This window comes from Streptomyces nidicola (assembly GCF_050106155.1).
Lineage (GTDB): Bacteria > Actinomycetota > Actinomycetes > Streptomycetales > Streptomycetaceae > Streptomyces.
This window is the reverse complement of the sequence record NZ_JBNBPI010000001.1, coordinates 2285998-2304057: the sequence shown is the minus strand read 5'-3', so window position 1 is coordinate 2304057 and position 18060 is coordinate 2285998. Positions and strand designations below refer to the sequence as shown.

Sequence of the window (18060 nt, the reverse complement as noted above, 5' to 3'; positions counted from 1 at the left end):
GGACTCCAGAAGATGAGGGTGAGGACTGCTGCGACTGATCCGCCGCACGCGCGCGAACCGGGCAGGAATGAACCGCGCGAGGCTGTGTGAGCCGCGCGTGCTGCCAACAGGTGTGGGCGGTGCGGGAGTTGAATCGAACCGGCGGCCCTGTCCCGGGGCCGAGCCGTACTGCGGTACACACGGGTACCGAACCGACTGACACTCACGACGGCTGCGTCACCAGGCCGCCGCGAGCGGTGCTGCGGGAAGTATGCCCCGCTCACCTGAGCTTAACCAGCGAGTAACGAGCGCGCCAGTCCTCGGTGTTGAAAGGTCGCTGTGATCTACGTCGCCGCAGGCCGTGCGCGTCTACCCTCGACGTCATGGACGAAGAGTCGCGAACGGTAACGGAACGCATCCGGAAGGAATCCGGTGGAACGCCCGCGTTCGAGCAGCTGGCCGACACGCACGACAGGGATGAGCTGGCGGCGGTGCTGACCGCGCCGCAGCAGCCGCTGTGGGCGCGGGAACTGGCGGCGTACCGGCTCGGCATGGCCGGCGACGGCCGCGCCTTCGAATCCCTCGTCCTGCTGCTCAACCACCGTGATCCGCAGCGCTGCGCCGCGGCGGCGCAGGCGCTGGCCGCGCTCGGCGACCCGCGTACGGCGCGGGCGGCCGCGGCCCTCGCGACGAACGAGCTGCGCGTCGCCTACGCCCTGTATCCCATCCGCCTCCTCACCCAGCTCCGCGCCCCGGAGTCGGCCCCGGCCCTGATCGCCACGCTCCGTCGCCGCCTCGTCCCGCACGACCCGTACCGAAAGGTGGCCCTCGCCTGCGTGGAGGGCCTGGGCAGCCTCGCCGACCCACGGGCCCGCGAGGTCCTCAAGGAGGCAGCCACCCACCAGCGCCTCGCGATGGCGGCGGAGGCGGCACTGGCGAGGCTGCCGCGGGGGTAGGCGGGGCGGTTGGTGCCTGCCGTTCGGATCGGGCCCTACTCCGGCGCGACGGCCAGAGCCTCGATCTCCATCAGGAAGTCCGGTGACATCAGGGCGGCGACCTGTACCGCGGAGGCGGCGGGCAGCCGCGCGGGGTCCAGGAACTCGTCGCGGGCCTGCCGTGCAGCGGGCATATGGGCCACGTCCGTCACGAAGTACGTCACCTTCACCACGTCGTCGAAAGACGCACCCGCGGCCGCGAGGCACCGGCGCAGATTCTCGAACACCTGCCGCGCCTGCGCCAACGGGTCGCCCGCGCCGACCAGTTCGCCCTTCTCGTCGAGGGCGAGCTGACCGGACACGGCGATGAGGCGGCCGGCGCCCATGACCACGTGGCTGTAGGCGGCGGCCGGGGCGACGCCGTCGGGGGTGGGGATGTGGGTGAGGTGTGTCATGGGTCCCATCCTCACAGCAGCGTGAGCTGGGTCGGTGCCGCCTCCGGGGCCGGTGCCTCCGCCTGGGCGGGGATGCGACGGGTCGTGGTCGACCGGGACGGGCCGATGCCGTACTCCTCCGCCAGTTCGTGGACCTGGCGGGTCACGCGGCGCTGGTACCACTTCGGGGCGTAGGCGCCCTCCGCGTAGAGGCGTTCGTAGCGGCGTACGAGGTGCGGGTGGTGCTGGGCCAGCCAGCCCATGAACCACTCGCGGGCGCCGGGGCGCAGGTGCAGGACGAGCGGGGTCACGGACGTCGCGCCCGCCTGGGCGATGGCGCGGACCGTCGCCCGCAACTGATCGGGGTGGTCGCCGAGGAAGGGGATCACCGGGGCCATCAGGACCCCGCAGCCGATCCCCGCGTCGGAGAGGGCGCGTACGACATCGAGGCGGCGCTCGGGCGCGGGCGTGCCCGGCTCGACGGTGCGCCACAGCTCCCGGTCCACGAAGCCGACCGAGACCGAGATCCCGACGTCGGTCACCTCCGCCGCCTGGCGGAGCAGCGGCAGGTCGCGCAGGATCAGCGTGCCCTTCGTCAGGATCGAGAACGGGTTCGCGAAGTCGCGCAGCGCCTCGATGATGCCGGGCATCAACTGGTAGCGGCCCTCGGCCCGTTGGTAGCAGTCGACGTTCGTGCCCATCGCGATGTGCTCGCCGTGCCAGCGGCGCGAGGCGAGGTGGTGGCGCAGCAGCTGCGGCGCGTTCACCTTCACCACGATCTGGCTGTCGAAGCCGAGCCCGGTGTCGAGGTCCAGATAGCGGTGCGTGTTGCGGGCGAAACAGTAGACACACGCGTGAGTGCAGCCCCGATACGGGTTGACGGTCCACTCGAACGGCATCCGGGACGCCCCCGGCACCCGGTTCACGATCGACCGGGCCCGGATCTCGTGGAACGTCACACCAGCGAACTCAGGCGTGTCGAAGGTCCTGCTCACAACCGCGTCCGCGCCGAACAGCGCGGCATCCCGGGCTCGCCCATGGTCGGCGGGTTCGTCCGTGAGGTTCTCCCAGCGCATGACGCCTCCTCGGTAGCACTGACCACAGAATAGAACACATGTTCCCTTGATCGTGCGAACCCGGTGCGATCCCCGTGCGAACGCCCTACGTAGCAGGTGTGGCCGGGGTCCGGCCCCGATTTGGGCGGCCGGTACGGACAGTGGTTGTCTTGACACCGCCCATGGGCGGTCCCTGAAGAACCAATTGCTGGAGGAAGTGTCATGGCGCAGGTCGAGGCCACCACGGAACGTGTCGTCGCCGCGAAGCCGGACGACGTCTTCGACGCCCTCGCCGACTACAGCGGCACGCGCGCGAAGATGCTGCCCGAGCACTTCAGCGAGTACGAGGTGCGCGAGGGCGGCGACGGCGAGGGCACGCTCGTGCACTGGAAGCTCCAGGCCACCAGCAAGCGCGTGCGCGACTGCCTGCTCGACGTGACCGAGCCGACCGACGGCGAGCTCGTCGAGACGGACCGCAACTCCTCCATGGTCACGACGTGGCGCGTCACGCCGGCCGGCGAGGGTCAGTCCCGTGTCACCGTCACGACCGTGTGGAACGGCGCGGGCGGCATCGGCGGCTTCTTCGAGAAGACCTTCGCCCCCAAGGGCCTCGGCCGCATCTACGACGCCGTGCTCGCGGGTCTCGCGGCCCAGGTCGAGAAGTAGCCTGCGCGGGCGGGCAGTTGTGAGGCCCGCGTCGTGACCCTCGCGCACTGATCCGCCGCTCACCGTTTCGAGTGGTTTTCGTTTCGCCGCCGTTGTACGCCGTAGGGCTCCTACCGGCGGATACGTCGATCCGACCCACCTGAACAGCGAATCGTCGCGCTTGCCCCCAGTTGTCGCGTAATGCGAGAAATGGCCGGGCAAGGGCGACGAGGGGAGCTGCAGGTGGGCACGGTGACGCTGGTGACCGATCCGGTCGGGGATCCGGTGGCCCCGCCCGACCTCCCGCCGGAGCCGCAACGGCCCGCGGAGCCCGCCGAGTTGCCCGGCCACGGGCTCAGCCCGCGCCGCGTGCGCATGGTCTTCGTCGGCCTGATGCTGGCGCTGCTGCTTGCCGCCCTCGAGCAGATGATCGTCGCCACGGCGCTGCCCCGGATCGTCGGCGAACTGCACGGCCTGGACAAGATGTCCTGGGCGATCACCGCCTACCTGCTGACCTCCACCATCGGCCTGCCCATCTACGGAAAGCTCGGCGACCTCTTCGGCCGCAAGGGCGTCTTCCAGTTCGCGATCGTCGTCTTCATCGTCGGCTCCGCGCTCGCGGGCCGCGCGCAGACGATGGACCAACTCATCGCGTTCCGCGCCCTCCAGGGCGTCGGCGCGGGCGGACTCATGATCGGCGTACAGGCGATCATCGGCGACATCGTGCCGCCGCGCGAACGCGGCCGCTACATGGGTCTGATCGGCGCCGCGTTCGGCCTCGCCTCGGTCGCGGGCCCGTTGCTCGGCGGCTACTTCACCGACCATCTGTCCTGGCGCTGGTGCTTCTACATCAACGTCCCGTTCGGCCTGCTCACCCTCGCGGTCACGGCGGTCGTCCTCAAGCTCCCCAAGCCGACCAAGAAGCCCCGACTCGACGTCATGGGTGCGCTGTTGCTGGCCGCCGCCTCCACCTGCCTTGTGCTGCTGACCAGTTGGGGCGGGACCGAGTACGAGTGGGGCGACCGCGTCATCATCGGGCTCGGCGCGGGCGCCCTCGCCTCGACGCTCCTCTTCCTCCTCGCCGAGAAGTTCGCCGCCGAACCCCTCATCCCACTACGGCTGTTCCGCGACTCGGTGTTCAACGTCAGCGGGCTCGTCGGCATGGTCGTGGGTGTCGCGCTGTTCGGCGCGGCGAGCTATCTGCCGACGTTCCTCCAGATGGTCGACGGCGCGACGGCGACGGAGTCGGGCCTGCTGATGCTGCCGATGATGGGCGGCGTGGTCGTCGCCTCCATCGTCTCCGGCCAACTCATCAGCCACACGGGCCGATACAAGCTCTACCCGATCCTCGGCGGCGCGCTCTCGACGGCCGGCATGTACCTCCTCTCTCGCCTCGAAGTGGACACCCCGCGCCTCGAATACAGCGCCTACATGGCCGTGTTGGGCGCGGGCATCGGCCTGATCATGCCGGTGCTCGTGCTCGCCGTGCAGAACTCCGTACGCGCCTCGGACCTCGGCACCGCCACCAGCGCCAACAACTACTTCCGGCAGATCGGCGGCAGCGTGGGCGCCGCGATCTTCGGCACGCTCTTCGCGGACCGGCTCGCCGACTCCCTCGCCGACCGGGTCACCGGCGGCGGGCGGCTGCCCGACGCCGAGTCCATCACCCCGCAGCTCGTGCACGCGATGCCCGCGGCGCTGCGCACCCCGTACATCGAGGCATACGCCGACGCGATGCCCCGGATCTTCCTCTACCTGGTGCCGGTCCTCGTCCTGGGCCTGCTCCTCGCCTTCTTCCTCAAGGAGACACTCCTGTTGTCCAGTTCCGCCGGCTCCGTCGGCTCCGAGGCCCATGTCATTCCCGCGCAGGAGCGTGCCGCCGGCCACGCCGCCGGGGTCCCGGTCTGCGGGACCGTACGGCACTCCGACGGCACGCCGGTGCCGCGCGCCGCGCTCACCCTCATCGACGTGGGCGGCTCCCAGATCGGCCGTGGCGCGAGCGGCGACGACGGCCGCTACGCGCTCGCGACGCCGGGCACGGGGTCGTACGTCCTGATCGCGGCGGCCGGTGGCCACCAGCCGCAGGCCGTGACGGTCACGGTGGGGGAGCGCCCGGTGGACCTGGACGTGGTCCTCGGCGGCGCGGGCCGCCTGGCGGGTTCGGTGCTGACGGCGGACGGAACTCCCGTACGTGAAGCGATCGTTACGTTGACGAACGTGCACGGTGAAGTGGTGTCGACGACGCGCTCCGGCCGCGAAGGCGGGTACGTCATCACGGAGTTGGTGGCCGGCGAGTACACCCTGGCCGCCAGCGCCCCGGCGTTCCGGCCGGCCGCGCTGCCGGTGACGGTGATGGCCTCCCGTGAGACCCGCCAGGACGTGGAGCTCGCGGGTGGGGCGATGCTGAGGGGGACGGTACGGGCGGGGGGTGGCCGGCCGGTGGAGGACGCGAGGGTCACGCTCCTCGACGTGGCGGGCAACGTGGTGGACACGCTGACGACGGGCCCGGACGGCACGTTCCGCTTCGTGGACCTGGCGTCCGGTGAGTACACGGTGATCGCGGCGGGCTATCCGCCGGTGGCGACGGTCCTCCAGGTGGCGGGCGGCGGCCGCACGGAACGGGACCTTCAGCTGGGCCACGAGGACTGACGTTGGGCCGTGGCCGTGGCCGTGGCCGTGGCTGGGGCGGGGCTGCACGGTGCTCGCTGTACGGCACGGTCGGCCGCGGCCCGTCGCCCGCGCGGGGCGTCGGCCGCTGTGGTCCGGGCGTGGCGGGTGCGCGGTACCGGCCCCTCGCCGTGGTGGGCCCTCTCGGCCCCGTTGTCGTGGTGGGCCTTCCCGTCCCCGTTGTCATGGTGGGGCCTCCCATCTCCGCTGTACGTCCCCGCCCCCTCTTCGGCTGTGCCGGTGCCCGGTCATCTCCCGCCCGCCCGCCCCCTCCGGGGGCTTCGGCCCCCGTTGCCCGGGCGTGACAGGTGCGCGGCACCGGGCTGTTCCCGTGGTCGGCCCTCCCGTCCCCGCTGCGCGGCACGGACCCGTTCAGGCCGCGCCGCCGGCTCATCGCCACCCCACACGGGGCTTAGGCCCTGGTGGTCCGGGTGTGACGGGTGCGCGGCACGGGAGCCTTGCCGTGGTCGGCCCTCTCGGCCCGGTTGCGCGGCCCTGGACCCTCTCCGGCTGTACCGGTGCCCGGTCACCTCCCGCCCGCCCCCTCCGGGGGCCTCGCCCGTGGGGCCCGGTTGCTGCGCGGGGGCGGGGCCAGCCGTGCAGAGTGCGCGGCACCGAGGCTCTGCCGTGGTCGGCTCTCTCGGCTGTGTTGCGCGGCACCGTTTTGTTCAGGCTGCGCCGCCGGCCCATCTCCCACCGCCGGCCCATCTCCCACCGCCCGCCCCCTCCAAGGGCTCTGGCCCGTCCGGGGCCCAGTCGCTGCACCGGGGGTGGGGCCTGCTGTGCAGGGTGCGCGGCACCGGGCCTTGCCGTGGTCGGCCCTCCCGTCCCCGCTGCGCGGCCCGCCCTGGCCCCCACCCGGCTGCGCCCGCCCCGCTCACCTCCCACCGCCCGCCCCGTCCGGGGCCCAGCCGCTGCACCGGGGGTGGGGCCCGTCGTGAGGGTTGCGCGGCACCGGGGTGCCGCCTTGCCCACCCTGCCGCCCCAGGCGGCAGACTGCCCAAGGCGGCGGTGGCGTCGACCGCAACGGGTGGGGTGCCGTGGTTGCGGCGGGTTGCTCCCCGCCGGCGATTGAGGCGCGGGAGGCCGGGGCGGAGCCCAGAGGTGGTGGATCGGTGGGGCGGCAGGGCCCCCGGCGTCAAGGGCCGTGACGTAATTACCGGCAAGAAGCCACCCGCCAACCGGCGGAGCCGTACCGTGGGGAGAGGCGGCGCGCACCCCCGGCGCGCCGGAGGGAGGAGCGCGGCGATGGACGGCACCGGTCAGGCCCCGCAGGGCCGCGTCCCGCTCGCCGTCGTGGTGATCGACCACGCGGGCCGCGTCTCGCACTGGAGCAGCGGCGCCCGCCGCCTCTTCGGCCCGCCCAAGGAGGACGCGGTGGGCCGCCCCGCCGCCGACCTCCTGCCGGTCTCCGGCGCGCTCCCGCAAGAGGGCCCCGCGCCCCACGACTTGGAGGAATCGCTGGGCGGACAGCTGTCCTACCCGGCCGCGGGACGCGCCCGCCTGGACACCAGCGCGGGCCCCCGCGACCGTATCGACGTCCTGTGGTGGGCGTACCCCCTTGTGGGCCCGGGCCCCGAGCGACTGCTCGTACTGGCCGTCGACGCCCGGAAGTTGAGCGGCGACGAGGGGCCGGAGGTCGAGCGGATAGCCCCGGCGTTCGCGCTGCACACGGACTTCCCCGCGGCCGACGAACTCGCCCGCAAGCTGCCCGAGATCCTGCCGAGCATGAGCGTCTCCGAGAGCGCCCGGATCGTGTCGCAGGTGCTCGAACTCGGGTATCCCGTGCTGGAGTTCAGTCAGCATGACCGGGTTCCGGTGACTGCTGACTGGGGTGTCTCCCGGCGCACCGAGCGCAAGGCGCGCCGCGCGCAGGCCGCCCGCGCCACCGCGCTGGGCGTGCCCTCCCCGCGCGCACCGCTCGACGACGCCGACAGCGCGGAAGACCTCGAATACGCGGCCGTACGCGACCGCCTCGAATTCCTCAACGAGGTGAGCGGGCGCATCGGTTCGTCCCTCGACCTGTCCCGCACCATCGTCGAGGTCAGCCGCGCGGTCGTGCCCCGCTTCACCGATGTGGCAGGCACGTATCTGCGTGAGCAGGTCGTCGCGGGCGAGGGCTTCCCCGAGGGCGCGCCCGACGCCACCACGATGTGGCACCGCGTCGCCCTGGAGCACACCGACGAGCCGGGCCGTTGGGACGACGTCGTACCGGTCGGCGAGTCCATGCCGTTCCCGGTGCACACGCCGTTCTTCCAGTGCATGACCAGCGGCGACCCGGTCCTCGTGCCGTACATCTCGGAGGAGATGGGCAATGCGATCGCGTCGCAGTTCGCGAAGCGCGACATCCGACCGCTGATCAATCACCGGTCGATGCTGGTGGTGCCGCTGAAGGCCCGCAATGTGGTGCTCGGTTTCATGATTCTGCTGCGGCATCAGGAGCGGCCCGTCTTCAACGACATGGACCGGGTGACCGTAGCCGAACTCGCCGCGCGGGCGGGCCTCGTACTCGACAACGCGCGCATGTACACGTACCAGGAGGCCGTCGCCGAGACGCTCCAGGACAGCATGCTGCCGCAGATCGAGCCGCACATGCCGGGCTGCGACATCGCCACCCGCTATCTGCCGGGCACGCTGCTCGGGCGGGTGGGAGGCGACTGGTTCGACTCCATCAAGCTGCCGGGCGCGCGCACCGCGCTCGTCGTCGGTGACGTGATGGGGCACGGGCTCAACTCGGCGGCGATGATGGGCCAGTTACGGACCGCCGTGCAGACCATGGCGGCGCTCGACCTGCCGCCCGCTCAACTCCTGCGCAATCTCGACGACTTGGCGCAGCGACTCGGCGACAACTACCTGGCGACGTGCCTGTACGCCGTCTACGACCCCATCGTGGGCGAGCTGAACCTCGCCAACGCCGGGCACATCCCGCCCGTGCTCGTGCGAGCGGCCGACGGCGGTAGTGAGCTGCTCGAACTGCCCACGGGCGCCCCGATCGGCGTCGGAGGCGTGCCGTTCGAGTCCGTACGGGTACCGGTCGCGCCCGGCGACCGTCTGGTGATGTGCACGGACGGCCTGGTCGAGGTGCGCGGCGAGGACATCGGCGTGGGCCTCGCGACGCTCTGCGAGTCCGCCGCCCACCCGGCCGCCTCCATGGACGACGCCTGCGACACCATCATCCGTTCGCTGGCCACGAGGGGTGGCCGCAAGGACGACGTGGCACTGCTGCTCGCGCGGCTCAACGGGTTCGAGGCGGACGACGTCGCCCACTGGACCTTCGCCCCGGAGCCCGCCGAGGTGCCACGCGCGCGTGGTCTCGTACGCGAGCGGCTCGCGCGGTGGCGCCTGTCGGGGATCTCGGACTCCGCGGAACTGATCGTGAGCGAACTCGTCGGCAATGCCGTACGCCATGCGCGCGGCGGCCCCGTGCAGTTGCGCCTGGTGCGCTCGGGGACGCTGCTGTGCGAGGTCGAGGACACCGAGCACGTGCTGCCGACGCTGCTCAGCGCGGGGCCGGGCGACGAGTTCGGGAGGGGCCTGCGCGTGGTGGCGCGGCTCTCGCGCGCGTGGGGCACGAGTCGCACCGCGACGGGAAAGACCGTGTGGTTCGAACTTTCCGCGTCGTCTCGGTGAAGGTGCGCCCGGCGTTCTTGTGGGGGCGTGTCCCGGAGCGGTAGACCGATCTGACACTTCGGCTGCCGCACCCTGGGGAGGGCTCCATGAGCGTGAGCGAGCGCTACAAGGAAGCGTGGGAGAGCTTCTGGGAGGACGCCTCGCCCGAGCCGGGAGGCGTCTTCTGGGACTCCGAGCCCGCTCTCACGGCGGGTCTCCATCTGGCCCTGTTCGAACCGGAGTTGGCGGCGCCGGGCCTGCCGATGCTGGACCTCGGCTGCGGCAACGGTACGCAGACCCGCTTCCTCGCCGACCGCTACCCGAGAGTCGTCGGCGCCGATCTGTCGGCGGCCGCCCTCGGCCGGGCCCGCGAGGCCGATCCGGCGGGACAGGCCGACTACCGCGAGCTCGACGCCACCGACCACGATCAAATGGGCTCCTTGCACGCCGAGTTGGGTGACGTCAACGTCTATATGCGGGGCGTGCTGCATCAGAGCGAGCCCACCGATCGGCAGTTGCTCGTCGACGCGATCGCGGCGCTCGTCGGCGAGCGCGGGCGCGGCTTCGTGGTCGAGCTGTCGGAGCGGGCGCGGCCGATCCTGGAGGAGCTCGCGACGGGCCCTGCCGGGCCGCCGCCCAAGCTGGGCGAGGTGTTCTCGCACGGCATCGCGCCCGGCGAGGTCTCGGACGAGGTGGTGCCGGAGTACGTGGCGGCGGCGGGCCTCTCGGTGCTCGCCGCGGGGGAGCTGCCGCTCGTGACGACGGATTTCTCGGCCGACGGCGGCCGCATCGAGCTGCCGTCGACATGGCTGGTGGTGGGCCGGTCAGACTAATTCCGGGTGCCGCCACAACGCGCTGACGAGCGAGAACTCCTCTCAACGGGTGGGAAATTGGTATACACCACTGGGAGTTATCCACAGGTCTGGTGCGTCCTGGCCGGATCCGCGTACGGTTCTGGCCATGAAGATCCTCATCAGCGCCGACATGGAGGGTGCCACGGGCGTCACGTGGCCCGCGGACGTCCTCCCCGGCACACCGCAGTGGGAGCGCTGCCGTTCCATGTTCACGTCGGATGTGAACGCGGCGGCGCTCGGCTTCTTCGACGGCGGCGCCGACGAGGTGCTGATCAACGAGGCGCACTGGACGATGCGCAATCTGCTGCTCGAACAGCTCGACGAGCGGGTGGAGATGCTCACCGGGCGGCACAAGTCGCTGTCCATGGTGGAGGGCGTCCAGCACGGCGACGTCGACGCCATCGCGTTCATCGGCTACCACGCGGGCGCCGGCATGGAGGGTGTGCTCGCGCACACCTACCTGGCGAACCAGATCACGGGCGTCTGGGTCAACGACGCCCGGGCGAGCGAAGGCCTGCTGAACGCGCATGTGGTGGCCGAGTACGGGGTGCCCGTCGTCCTCGTCACCGGCGACGACCACGCGTGCGACGACGCGCTCGGGTACGCGCCCGAGGCCCGCAAGGTCGCCGTCAAGGACCACGTGTCCCGGTACGCGGCCGTGTGCCGCACCCCCGCGCGGACCGCCGCCGACATCCGGGCCGCCGCCAAGGACGCCGTGTCGATAGCGGTGCGCCACGAGCCGGTGCAGGCGGGCCCGTTCACGATCCAGGTGGAGTTCGACGCCGAGCACCTCGCCATGGCCTCGACCGTCGTGCCGGGCGTCCAGCAGATCGGCGAGCGCAGGATCGCGTACACCCACGAGACCATGTACGAGGGCATCCGCACCTTCAAGGCGGTCACCACGATCGCCTCGGCCGCGGTGGAGGAACAATATGGCTGAGCAGATGGTGGGGTCCCTGGGCGGCGTGGACCAGCAGGCGCTGGACGAGGTCGTCGCGTTCACCTCCGAGCTGATCCGCATCGACACCACGAACCGCGGCGGGGGCGACTGCCAGGAGCGGCCCGCCGCCGAGTACGCGGCCGAGAAGCTGTCCGAGGCGGGCCTGAAGCCGACGATCCTGGAGCGCACCGCCGGCCGCGGCAATGTCGTCGCCCGCATCGAGGGCACCGACCCCACGGCCGACGCCCTGCTCGTCCACGGCCACCTGGACGTCGTGCCCGCCGAGGCGGCCGACTGGAGCGTGGACCCGTTCTCCGGCGAGGTGCGCGACGGCGTCGTGTGGGGCCGCGGCGCGGTCGACATGAAGAACATGGACGCGATGATCCTGGCGACCGTACGCCAGTGGGCCCGCGTCGGGTTCCGGCCGCGGCGCGACATCGTCATCGCCTTCACCGCCGACGAGGAGGCCAGCGCCGAGGACGGTTCGGGCTTCCTCGCCGACCAGCACCCCGACCTCTTCGAGGGTTGCACGGAAGGCATCAGCGAGTCCGGCGCCTTCACCTTCCACGACGGCAGCGGCAGACAGCTGTACCCGATCGCGGCGGGGGAGCGCGGCACCGGCTGGCTGAAGCTCACCGCGCGCGGCAAGGCGGGCCACGGCTCCAAGGTCAACAAGGCCAACGCGGTGGGCCGGCTCGCCGCCGCGGTCGCCCGGATCGACGAGCACGAGTGGCCGGTGCGGCTCACGCCGACGGTGCGTGCCGCGCTCACCGAGATGGCCGCGCTGTACGGCATCCGGGCCGACGTGGACGCGCCGGACTTCGACGTGGACGCGCTGCTCGCGGCGCTCGGCCCGGCCGCCGCCCTGGTCGAGCCGACGGTGCGCAACAGCGCCAACCCGACGATGCTGTCCGCCGGTTACAAGATCAACGTGATTCCGGGGGAGGCCACGGCGCACGTCGACGGGCGCTATCTGCCGGGCGGCGAGGACGAGTTCAAGGCCACCCTCGACCGGCTCACCGGGCCCGACGTCGACTGGGAGTACCACCACCGCGAGGTCGCGCTGCAGGCGCCGGTCGACTCGCCGGCCTACGCCAAGATGCGGGCGGCCGTCGAGGAGTTCGCGCCGGAGGGCCACGTCGTCCCGTACTGCATGTCGGGCGGCACGGACGCCAAGCAGTTCTCCCGGCTCGGCATCACCGGCTACGGCTTCGCGCCGCTCAAGCTGCCCGAGGGCTTCGACTACCAGGCGCTGTTCCACGGCGTGGACGAGCGGGTTCCGGTGGAGGCGCTGCACTTCGGGGTACGCGTGCTCGACAGATTCCTGCGCACGGCCTGAGCCGCCCGCACACGTATCAGTAGAAACACCCGCAGGAACACGGACTAGGAAAAGATGGCGGACGCGAAGAACATGGGGGCCACCGGACAAATGCGGGGCGGGGACGACATGCTGCACACCCGAGAGTACGGATCCTGGCCGTCGCCGATCGACGCCGCACTGGCGGCGGCGCACGACGGGCAGCCCGAGTACGTCGGCTTCGTCGGCGCCGAGGCCTGGTGGACCGAACCCCGGCCCACCGAGGCGGGCCGCCGCGCCCTGGTGCGCCGCCTCGACGACGGCACGGAGCGGTCCGTGCTGCCCGCGCCGTGGAACGTGCGCAGCCGCGTCATCGAGTACGGCGGCCGCCCCTGGACCGGGGCCGAGCGCCCCGCGGGCGGCCCCCTCGTGGTCTTCGTGAACTTCGCCGACCAGCGCCTGTACGCGTACGAACCCGATGCCCCCGGCGCCGGGCCGCGCCCGCTCACCCCCGTCTCGGACATCGGCGGCGGCCTGCGCTGGGTCGACCCGCAGCTGCACGTCGAGCGCGGCGAAGTGTGGTGCGTTCTGGAGGAGTTCACCGGCGAGGGCCCCGGCGACCTGCGCCGCCTGGTCGCGGCCGTGCCGCTCGACGGTTCGGCGGCCGAGGACCGGGCCGCTGTGCGCGAACTCACCGACGACGCGCACCGGTTCGTCACGACCGCCCGGCTCTCGCCCGACGGGCGGCGCGCCGCGTGGATCGCCTGGGACCACCCGCGGATGCCGTGGGACGGCACGGAACTCTTGCTCGCGGAGGTGGCCGACGACGGCTCCTTCGGCCCGGCGCGGACCGTGGCGGGCGGCGCCGAGGAGTCCGTCTGCCAGGTCGAGTGGGCACTCGACGGCGGGCTGCTGTTCGCCGGCGACCGCAGCGGCTGGTGGAACCTGTACCGGCTCGACGTACAGTCGGCGCCCGCGCCGGGCGGGCCGCAGGACCCCGGAGCCCTGCCGGGTCTGCTCACCAGGGAACGGCCGCTGTGCGCCCGTGACGAGGAGTTCGGCGGGCCGATGTGGAAGCTCGGCCTGAGCTGGTTCAAGCCGCTCGAGGCCGGCCTGATCGCCGTCGTGCACGGCGTGGGCGCCACCGCGCTCGGCATCCTCGACCCGGAGACCGGCGAGGTCGTCGACACCGCCGGGCCCTGGACGGCCTGGTCGGCCACGCTCGCCGTGCACGGCAGCCGCGTCGTCGGCGTCGCCGCGAGCCCGCGCACCGCGCCCGAGGTCGTCGAGCTCGACACCGGCACCGGGCACACGCGCGTGATCGGCGCTGCGCACGACGACCCGGTCGACCCCGCGTACTACCCGGAACCGCAGATCCGCACCTTCAGCGGCCCCGACGGGCGGGACGTCCACGCCCACATCTACCCGCCGCACAGCCCCACCCACGTGGCCCCCGACGACGAGCTCCCGCCGTACGTCGTGTGGGCACACGGCGGCCCCACCAGCCACGCACCCCTCGTACTCGACCTGGAGATCGCCTACTTCACCTCGCGCGGCATCGGCGTCGCGGAGGTCAACTACGGCGGGTCCACCGGATACGGGCGGGAGTACCGCAACCGGCTGCGCGAGCAGTGGGGCGTCGTCGACGTCGAGGACTGCGCGGCCGTCGCGCTCGCCCTCGCCGAGGAGGGCACCGCCGACCGCGACCGGCTCGCCATCCGCGGCGGCAGCGCCGGAGGCTGGACCAGCGCGGCATCCCTGACCAGCACGGACGTCTACGCCTGCGGCACGATCATCTACCCCATCCTCGACCTCACCGGCTGGGCCGAGGGGGAGACCCACGACTTCGAGTCCCAGTACCTGGAGTCGCTCGTCGGCCCGCTCGCCGAGGTGCCCGCGCGGTACGCGGAGCGCTCACCGGCCGAGCACGCCGACCGCCTCTCGGCCCCGTTCCTGCTCCTCCAGGGCCTCGACGACGTGATCTGCCCGCCCGTCCAGTGCGAGCGGTTCCTGGAGCGGGTGGAGAGCGAGGGGCGGCGGGTGCCGCACGCGTACATCGCCTTCGAGGGCGAGGGACACGGGTTCCGCCGGGCGGACACGATGATCCGCGCCCTGGAGTCGGAACTCTCCCTGTACGCCCAGGCGTTCGGGCTCCACGCGATCGGCGTACCCACCCTTGAGCTGACCAAGTGAGGCCACTGCGCCGCCCAGGGCGGCTGGCTCCGGGCGCGCGGGTCGCCGTCGTCGCGCCCAGCGGGCCGGTCCCCGAGGAGGCGCTCCAGGCAGGCCTCGACATCCTGCGCGGCTGGGACCTGGAGCCGGTCGTGGCGCCTCATGTCCTGGACACCCACGAGGAGTTCGACTACCTCGCCGGCACGGACGCCGATCGTGCGGCCGACCTCCAGCGGGCCTGGTGCGACCCGGACGTGGACGCCGTCCTCTGCGCCCGCGGCGGCTACGGTGCGCAGCGGATGGTCGACCTCCTCGACTGGGAAGCGATGCGGGCGGCGCCGCCCAAGGTGTTCGTCGGCTACAGCGACATCACCGCGCTGCACGAGGCGTTCGCGGTGCGGCTCGGTGTGAGTACGTTGCACGGGCCGATGGTCGCCACGGCCGACTTCCTCAAGAACGCGCGGGCCCAGGAACATCTGCGGGCGACGCTGTTCGAGCCCGAGACGGTGCGGGTGGTCTCCGCCGGTGAGGGCCGCGGTGTCCTCGTGCCCGGTACGGCGAGGGGTGTCACCCTGGGCGGCTGTCTGTCGCTGCTCGCGGCGGATCTCGGTACGGCGGGTGCGAGGGCCTCGGCGCGGGGTGGGCTGCTGTGTCTGGAGGACGTGGGGGAGGAGGCGTACCGGATCGACCGCTACCTGACGCAACTCCTGCGCGGGGGGCTGCTGGACGGCGTGACCGGGATCCTGCTCGGGTCCTGGGCGGACTGCGACCCGCTGCGCGCGCTGCTCGCGGACCGGTTGGGCGGGCTCGGGGTGCCGGTGGCGGAGGAATTCGGCTTCGGCCACTGCGACGGGGCGTTGACGCTGCCGCTGGGGGTTTCGGGTGAACTGGACGCCGATGCCGGGACCTTGACGCTGGACGTGCCCGCGCTGACCTGACCCGCGGCTGGGGCCCTCGGACCTGTTGCGCGGCACCGGGGTGCCGCCTTGCCCACCCTGCCGCCCAAGGCGGCAGATTGCCCAAGGCGGTGGCGGCCACCCGATGTGCCCAGGCGGCGGGTGGGCAAATCAAGCCCCTGCGGCGTTTGAGCAGCGGGGTCCGGGGCGGAGCCCCGAGGCCGTAACCCACCTCACGGCGATCACCCAGTTCACGGAATCTCCGTCCAAACGCGGAGATTCACCCGGCACGGTCATTGCTCCTTGATGACACGTGCCACACGATGGCTCCGCGCTTACCGTTACCCGCCGGTAAGGCACCCGCACCGTGGAGGTCGCCGTGCTCAGATCCCGCATCACGCTCGCCGCCGCCCTGTCCGTCATCGCCGCAGTCACCCTGGCCACACCCGCCACCGCCGCCCCCGCGGCCCCCGCGGCCCCCGCTCCCGAGGTCACGGTCACACCCCTGAAGCTCACCGTCGACGCAGGCGGCCGCACCTGCACCGTCGACGCCGACCTCTACCGCCCCGCCGGCGTCGACGCCGCGCACCCCGCCCCCGCCGTGCTCACCACGAACGGCTTCGGCGGCAGCAAGGCGGACGGTTCCACCGACGCGAGCGCCAAGGCCTTCGCCCAGCGCGGCTACGTCTCGCTCGCCTACTCCGGCCTCGGCTTCGGCAAGTCCGGCTGCCTCGTCTCGCTCGACGACCCCCGCATCGACGGCAAGGCCGCCTCCGCCCTCATCGACCTCCTCGCCGGCACCCGCGCCGCCGACGACGGCACGAAGATCGACTACGTGACCGCCGACAAGAAGGGCGACCCGCGTGTCGGCATGATCGGCGGCTCGTACGGCGGCGCCATCCAAATGGCCACGGCAGCCGTCGACCACCGCGTCGACGCGCTCGTCCCACTGATCACCTGGAACGACCTCGCGTACTCCCTCGACCCGCAGAACGCGCAGGGCCCCGCGGCCGCCGACGTGCCCGGCGCCTTCAAATGGCAGTGGACGAACGGGTTCTACCTCATCGGCGAGGGCCAGCCGCTGCTCTCCCCGTCCCTCGACCCCTCCCGGATCAACAAGCTCAGCTGCCTGCACTTCGTCGACGACGCCTGCGCCACGATCCGCACCCTCAACTCCGGCCGCTACCCGTCCGCCGAGACCCAGCGGCTCCTCTCCTATGCCCGCAGCGTGTCCCCGGAGTCGTATCTGAAGCAGGTGAAGGCGCCGACGCTGCTCGTGCAGGGGCAGGCGGACACCCTGTTCAATCTGAACGAGGCGCACAAGACCTACGACGCACTCACCGCCCAGGGCACCCCCGCCAAGATGATCTGGCAGTCCTGGGGTCACAGCGGCGGCCTCACCGACCCGGCCGCCGGTGAACTCAACCTCTCCGAGGGGAACTTGGAGACCAGCTACGTAGGGCGGCGGGTGCTCTCCTGGTTCGACCGGTATCTGCACAAGAAGGACGGCACCGACACCGGCCCCGCGTTCGCCTACTACCGCGACTGGATCACCGACCCGAACGGGACGTACGCGACCGCGCCGAGCGTCCCCGCCCTGAACCGCACGCTGTACCTGTCCGGCGACGGAAAGCTCGTCGACAACCGGAAGAAGGTGGCCCGCGGCAGCCGCGAGTACCGCAACTGGCTCGTCCCGACCAGCCACTCCGAATCCTCGCTCGCCGGCCTCATCGGCCTGTCCGACCCCGCCCCGTACGACACGAAGGGCACCCACCTCGACTGGACCACCGAACCGCTGACCGCCGCCACCGATGTCGTCGGCGCCCCGAAGGCGACGCTCAAGGTGATCTCGCCGAAGACGGAGCGCGTGCAGAACTCCGGCGACGCCGCCGACAAGCTGGTGCTCTTCGCGAAGCTGTACGACGTGGCGCCCGACGGCTCGAAGACGCTGGTGCACCGGCTCGTCGCCCCGGTCCGCGTGCCCGACGTCACCCGTCCCTTCACGGTCTCCCTGCCCGGCATCGTGCACCGCTACGAGAAGGGCCACCGGATCCGGTTCGTGATCGCCGCGAGCGACGACGCGTACGGCGGCAACAAGGGGGTCAAGCCGGTCACCGTCACCAGTTCCCCGGACGACACGGGGACGGTGCAGCTGCCGGTCGTACCGTAGCGCCGTCACCCGTACGGGCCCCTGACCTGTGCGTTCGCGCCGCCTCCCCGGACATCCTTGGCAGGGGAGGCGGTCACCGGCCTCCGGGGGAACGACGGAAGGGTCCACCGATGAGCCCCAAGGGCGGTTCGAGCTCCTCGAAGAGCGGCGGTGCCGGCGCGTTCACCCCGGCCAGGATCGGCGTGCTCGTCCTGGCGGTCCTCGGCCTGGTCTTCATCTTCGAGAACACCCGGCACGTGAAGATCCGGCTGCTGATCCCCGAGGTCACCGTGCCGCTGTACCTGGCGCTGCTGATCACGGCGGCCATCGGCGCGATCTGCGGGGGCTACTTCGTGTCGCGCAGACGCAATTAAGCAGATTAAGCAGGTTGAGCAGGTTGTCCAGTGTGGTGTGATCGCCGACCCCGG

Annotated in this window: 13 protein-coding genes; 11 read left to right on the top strand and 2 right to left on the bottom strand. The window is 72.0% G+C overall.

All coding sequences use genetic code 11. The features are described 5' to 3' along the window. Nucleotides 1-362 precede the first annotated feature (362 nt). Nucleotides 363-935 (top strand): HEAT repeat domain-containing protein, encoded by a 573-nt coding sequence (locus ACOKM3_RS10595; protein ID WP_426899230.1) that lies wholly within the window; start codon nt 363-365, stop codon nt 933-935. A gap of 35 nt (nt 936-970) precedes the next feature. On the opposite strand, the gene ACOKM3_RS10590 is transcribed toward ACOKM3_RS10595, so the two are convergent. Both ACOKM3_RS10590 and ACOKM3_RS10585 read right to left on the bottom strand, forming a co-directional pair. Next, on the bottom strand, nt 971-1369 hold the full coding sequence (locus tag ACOKM3_RS10590; RefSeq protein WP_426899228.1) for a RidA family protein: 399 nt from the start codon (nt 1367-1369) through the stop codon (nt 971-973). Nucleotides 1370-1380: 11 nt separating this feature from the next. Then, nucleotides 1381-2424, bottom strand: a complete 1044-nt coding sequence (locus tag ACOKM3_RS10585; protein ID WP_426899227.1) for an Rv2578c family radical SAM protein — start codon at nt 2422-2424, stop codon at nt 1381-1383. 201 nt (nt 2425-2625) lie between these two features. Between ACOKM3_RS10585 and ACOKM3_RS10580 the strand changes: the two genes are divergently transcribed. The 10 genes from ACOKM3_RS10580 to ACOKM3_RS10535 all read left to right on the top strand — a co-directional run bounded on the left by ACOKM3_RS10580 (nt 2626) and on the right by ACOKM3_RS10535 (nt 18006). Then, nucleotides 2626-3069, top strand: coding sequence for an SRPBCC family protein (locus ACOKM3_RS10580; protein WP_426899225.1), 444 nt, complete (start codon nt 2626-2628; stop codon nt 3067-3069). A 222-nt stretch (nt 3070-3291) separates the two neighbouring features. Beyond that, a complete protein-coding gene (locus tag ACOKM3_RS10575) occupies nt 3292-5697 on the top strand; it encodes an MFS transporter (protein ID WP_426899223.1) in 2406 nt (801 codons plus the stop codon). A 1266-nt stretch (nt 5698-6963) separates the two neighbouring features. After that, nucleotides 6964-9345 (top strand): ATP-binding SpoIIE family protein phosphatase, encoded by a 2382-nt coding sequence (locus ACOKM3_RS10570; protein ID WP_426899221.1) that lies wholly within the window; start codon nt 6964-6966, stop codon nt 9343-9345. Between the two features lie 86 nt (nt 9346-9431). Continuing rightward, nucleotides 9432-10157, top strand: coding sequence for a class I SAM-dependent methyltransferase (locus ACOKM3_RS10565; protein WP_426899219.1), 726 nt, complete (start codon nt 9432-9434; stop codon nt 10155-10157). A 127-nt stretch (nt 10158-10284) separates the two neighbouring features. Further along, a complete protein-coding gene (locus ACOKM3_RS10560; RefSeq protein WP_426899217.1) occupies nt 10285-11118 on the top strand; it encodes a M55 family metallopeptidase in 834 nt (277 codons plus the stop codon). Continuing rightward, nucleotides 11111-12457, top strand: a complete 1347-nt coding sequence (locus ACOKM3_RS10555) for a M20/M25/M40 family metallo-hydrolase (RefSeq protein ID WP_426899216.1) — start codon at nt 11111-11113, stop codon at nt 12455-12457. The genes ACOKM3_RS10560 and ACOKM3_RS10555 overlap by 8 nt, the downstream gene beginning before the upstream one ends. Nucleotides 12458-12565: 108 nt before the next feature. After that, nucleotides 12566-14608: a prolyl oligopeptidase family serine peptidase gene (locus tag ACOKM3_RS10550; protein WP_426899214.1), complete on the top strand. Its 2043-nt coding sequence runs from the start codon at nt 12566-12568 to the stop codon at nt 14606-14608. Then, the gene (locus tag ACOKM3_RS10545; protein WP_426899213.1) at nt 14605-15525 is read left to right on the top strand and encodes a S66 peptidase family protein; all 921 of its coding nucleotides are present in this window, start codon (nt 14605-14607) and stop codon (nt 15523-15525) included. Before ACOKM3_RS10550 ends, ACOKM3_RS10545 begins: the two co-directional genes overlap by 4 nt. A 337-nt stretch (nt 15526-15862) precedes the next feature. After that, on the top strand, nt 15863-17653 hold the full coding sequence (locus ACOKM3_RS10540; protein WP_426899211.1) for a CocE/NonD family hydrolase: 1791 nt from the start codon (nt 15863-15865) through the stop codon (nt 17651-17653). Nucleotides 17654-17763: 110 nt separating this feature from the next. Beyond that, nucleotides 17764-18006, top strand: a complete 243-nt coding sequence (locus ACOKM3_RS10535) for a LapA family protein (protein ID WP_426899209.1) — start codon at nt 17764-17766, stop codon at nt 18004-18006. Nucleotides 18007-18060 lie beyond the last annotated feature (54 nt).

Coding starts and splice junctions, on each gene's coding strand:
- ACOKM3_RS10595 (WP_426899230.1), top strand. CDS start 363: ATGGACGAAGAGTCGCGAACGGTAACGGAACGCATCCGGAAGGAATCC.
- ACOKM3_RS10590 (WP_426899228.1), bottom strand. CDS start 1,369: ATGACACACCTCACCCACATCCCCACCCCCGACGGCGTCGCCCCGGCC.
- ACOKM3_RS10585 (WP_426899227.1), bottom strand. CDS start 2,424: ATGCGCTGGGAGAACCTCACGGACGAACCCGCCGACCATGGGCGAGCC.
- ACOKM3_RS10580 (WP_426899225.1), top strand. CDS start 2,626: ATGGCGCAGGTCGAGGCCACCACGGAACGTGTCGTCGCCGCGAAGCCG.
- ACOKM3_RS10570 (WP_426899221.1), top strand. CDS start 6,964: ATGGACGGCACCGGTCAGGCCCCGCAGGGCCGCGTCCCGCTCGCCGTC.
- ACOKM3_RS10565 (WP_426899219.1), top strand. CDS start 9,432: ATGAGCGTGAGCGAGCGCTACAAGGAAGCGTGGGAGAGCTTCTGGGAG.
- ACOKM3_RS10560 (WP_426899217.1), top strand. CDS start 10,285: ATGAAGATCCTCATCAGCGCCGACATGGAGGGTGCCACGGGCGTCACG.
- ACOKM3_RS10555 (WP_426899216.1), top strand. CDS start 11,111: ATGGCTGAGCAGATGGTGGGGTCCCTGGGCGGCGTGGACCAGCAGGCG.
- ACOKM3_RS10550 (WP_426899214.1), top strand. CDS start 12,566: ATGCTGCACACCCGAGAGTACGGATCCTGGCCGTCGCCGATCGACGCC.
- ACOKM3_RS10535 (WP_426899209.1), top strand. CDS start 17,764: ATGAGCCCCAAGGGCGGTTCGAGCTCCTCGAAGAGCGGCGGTGCCGGC.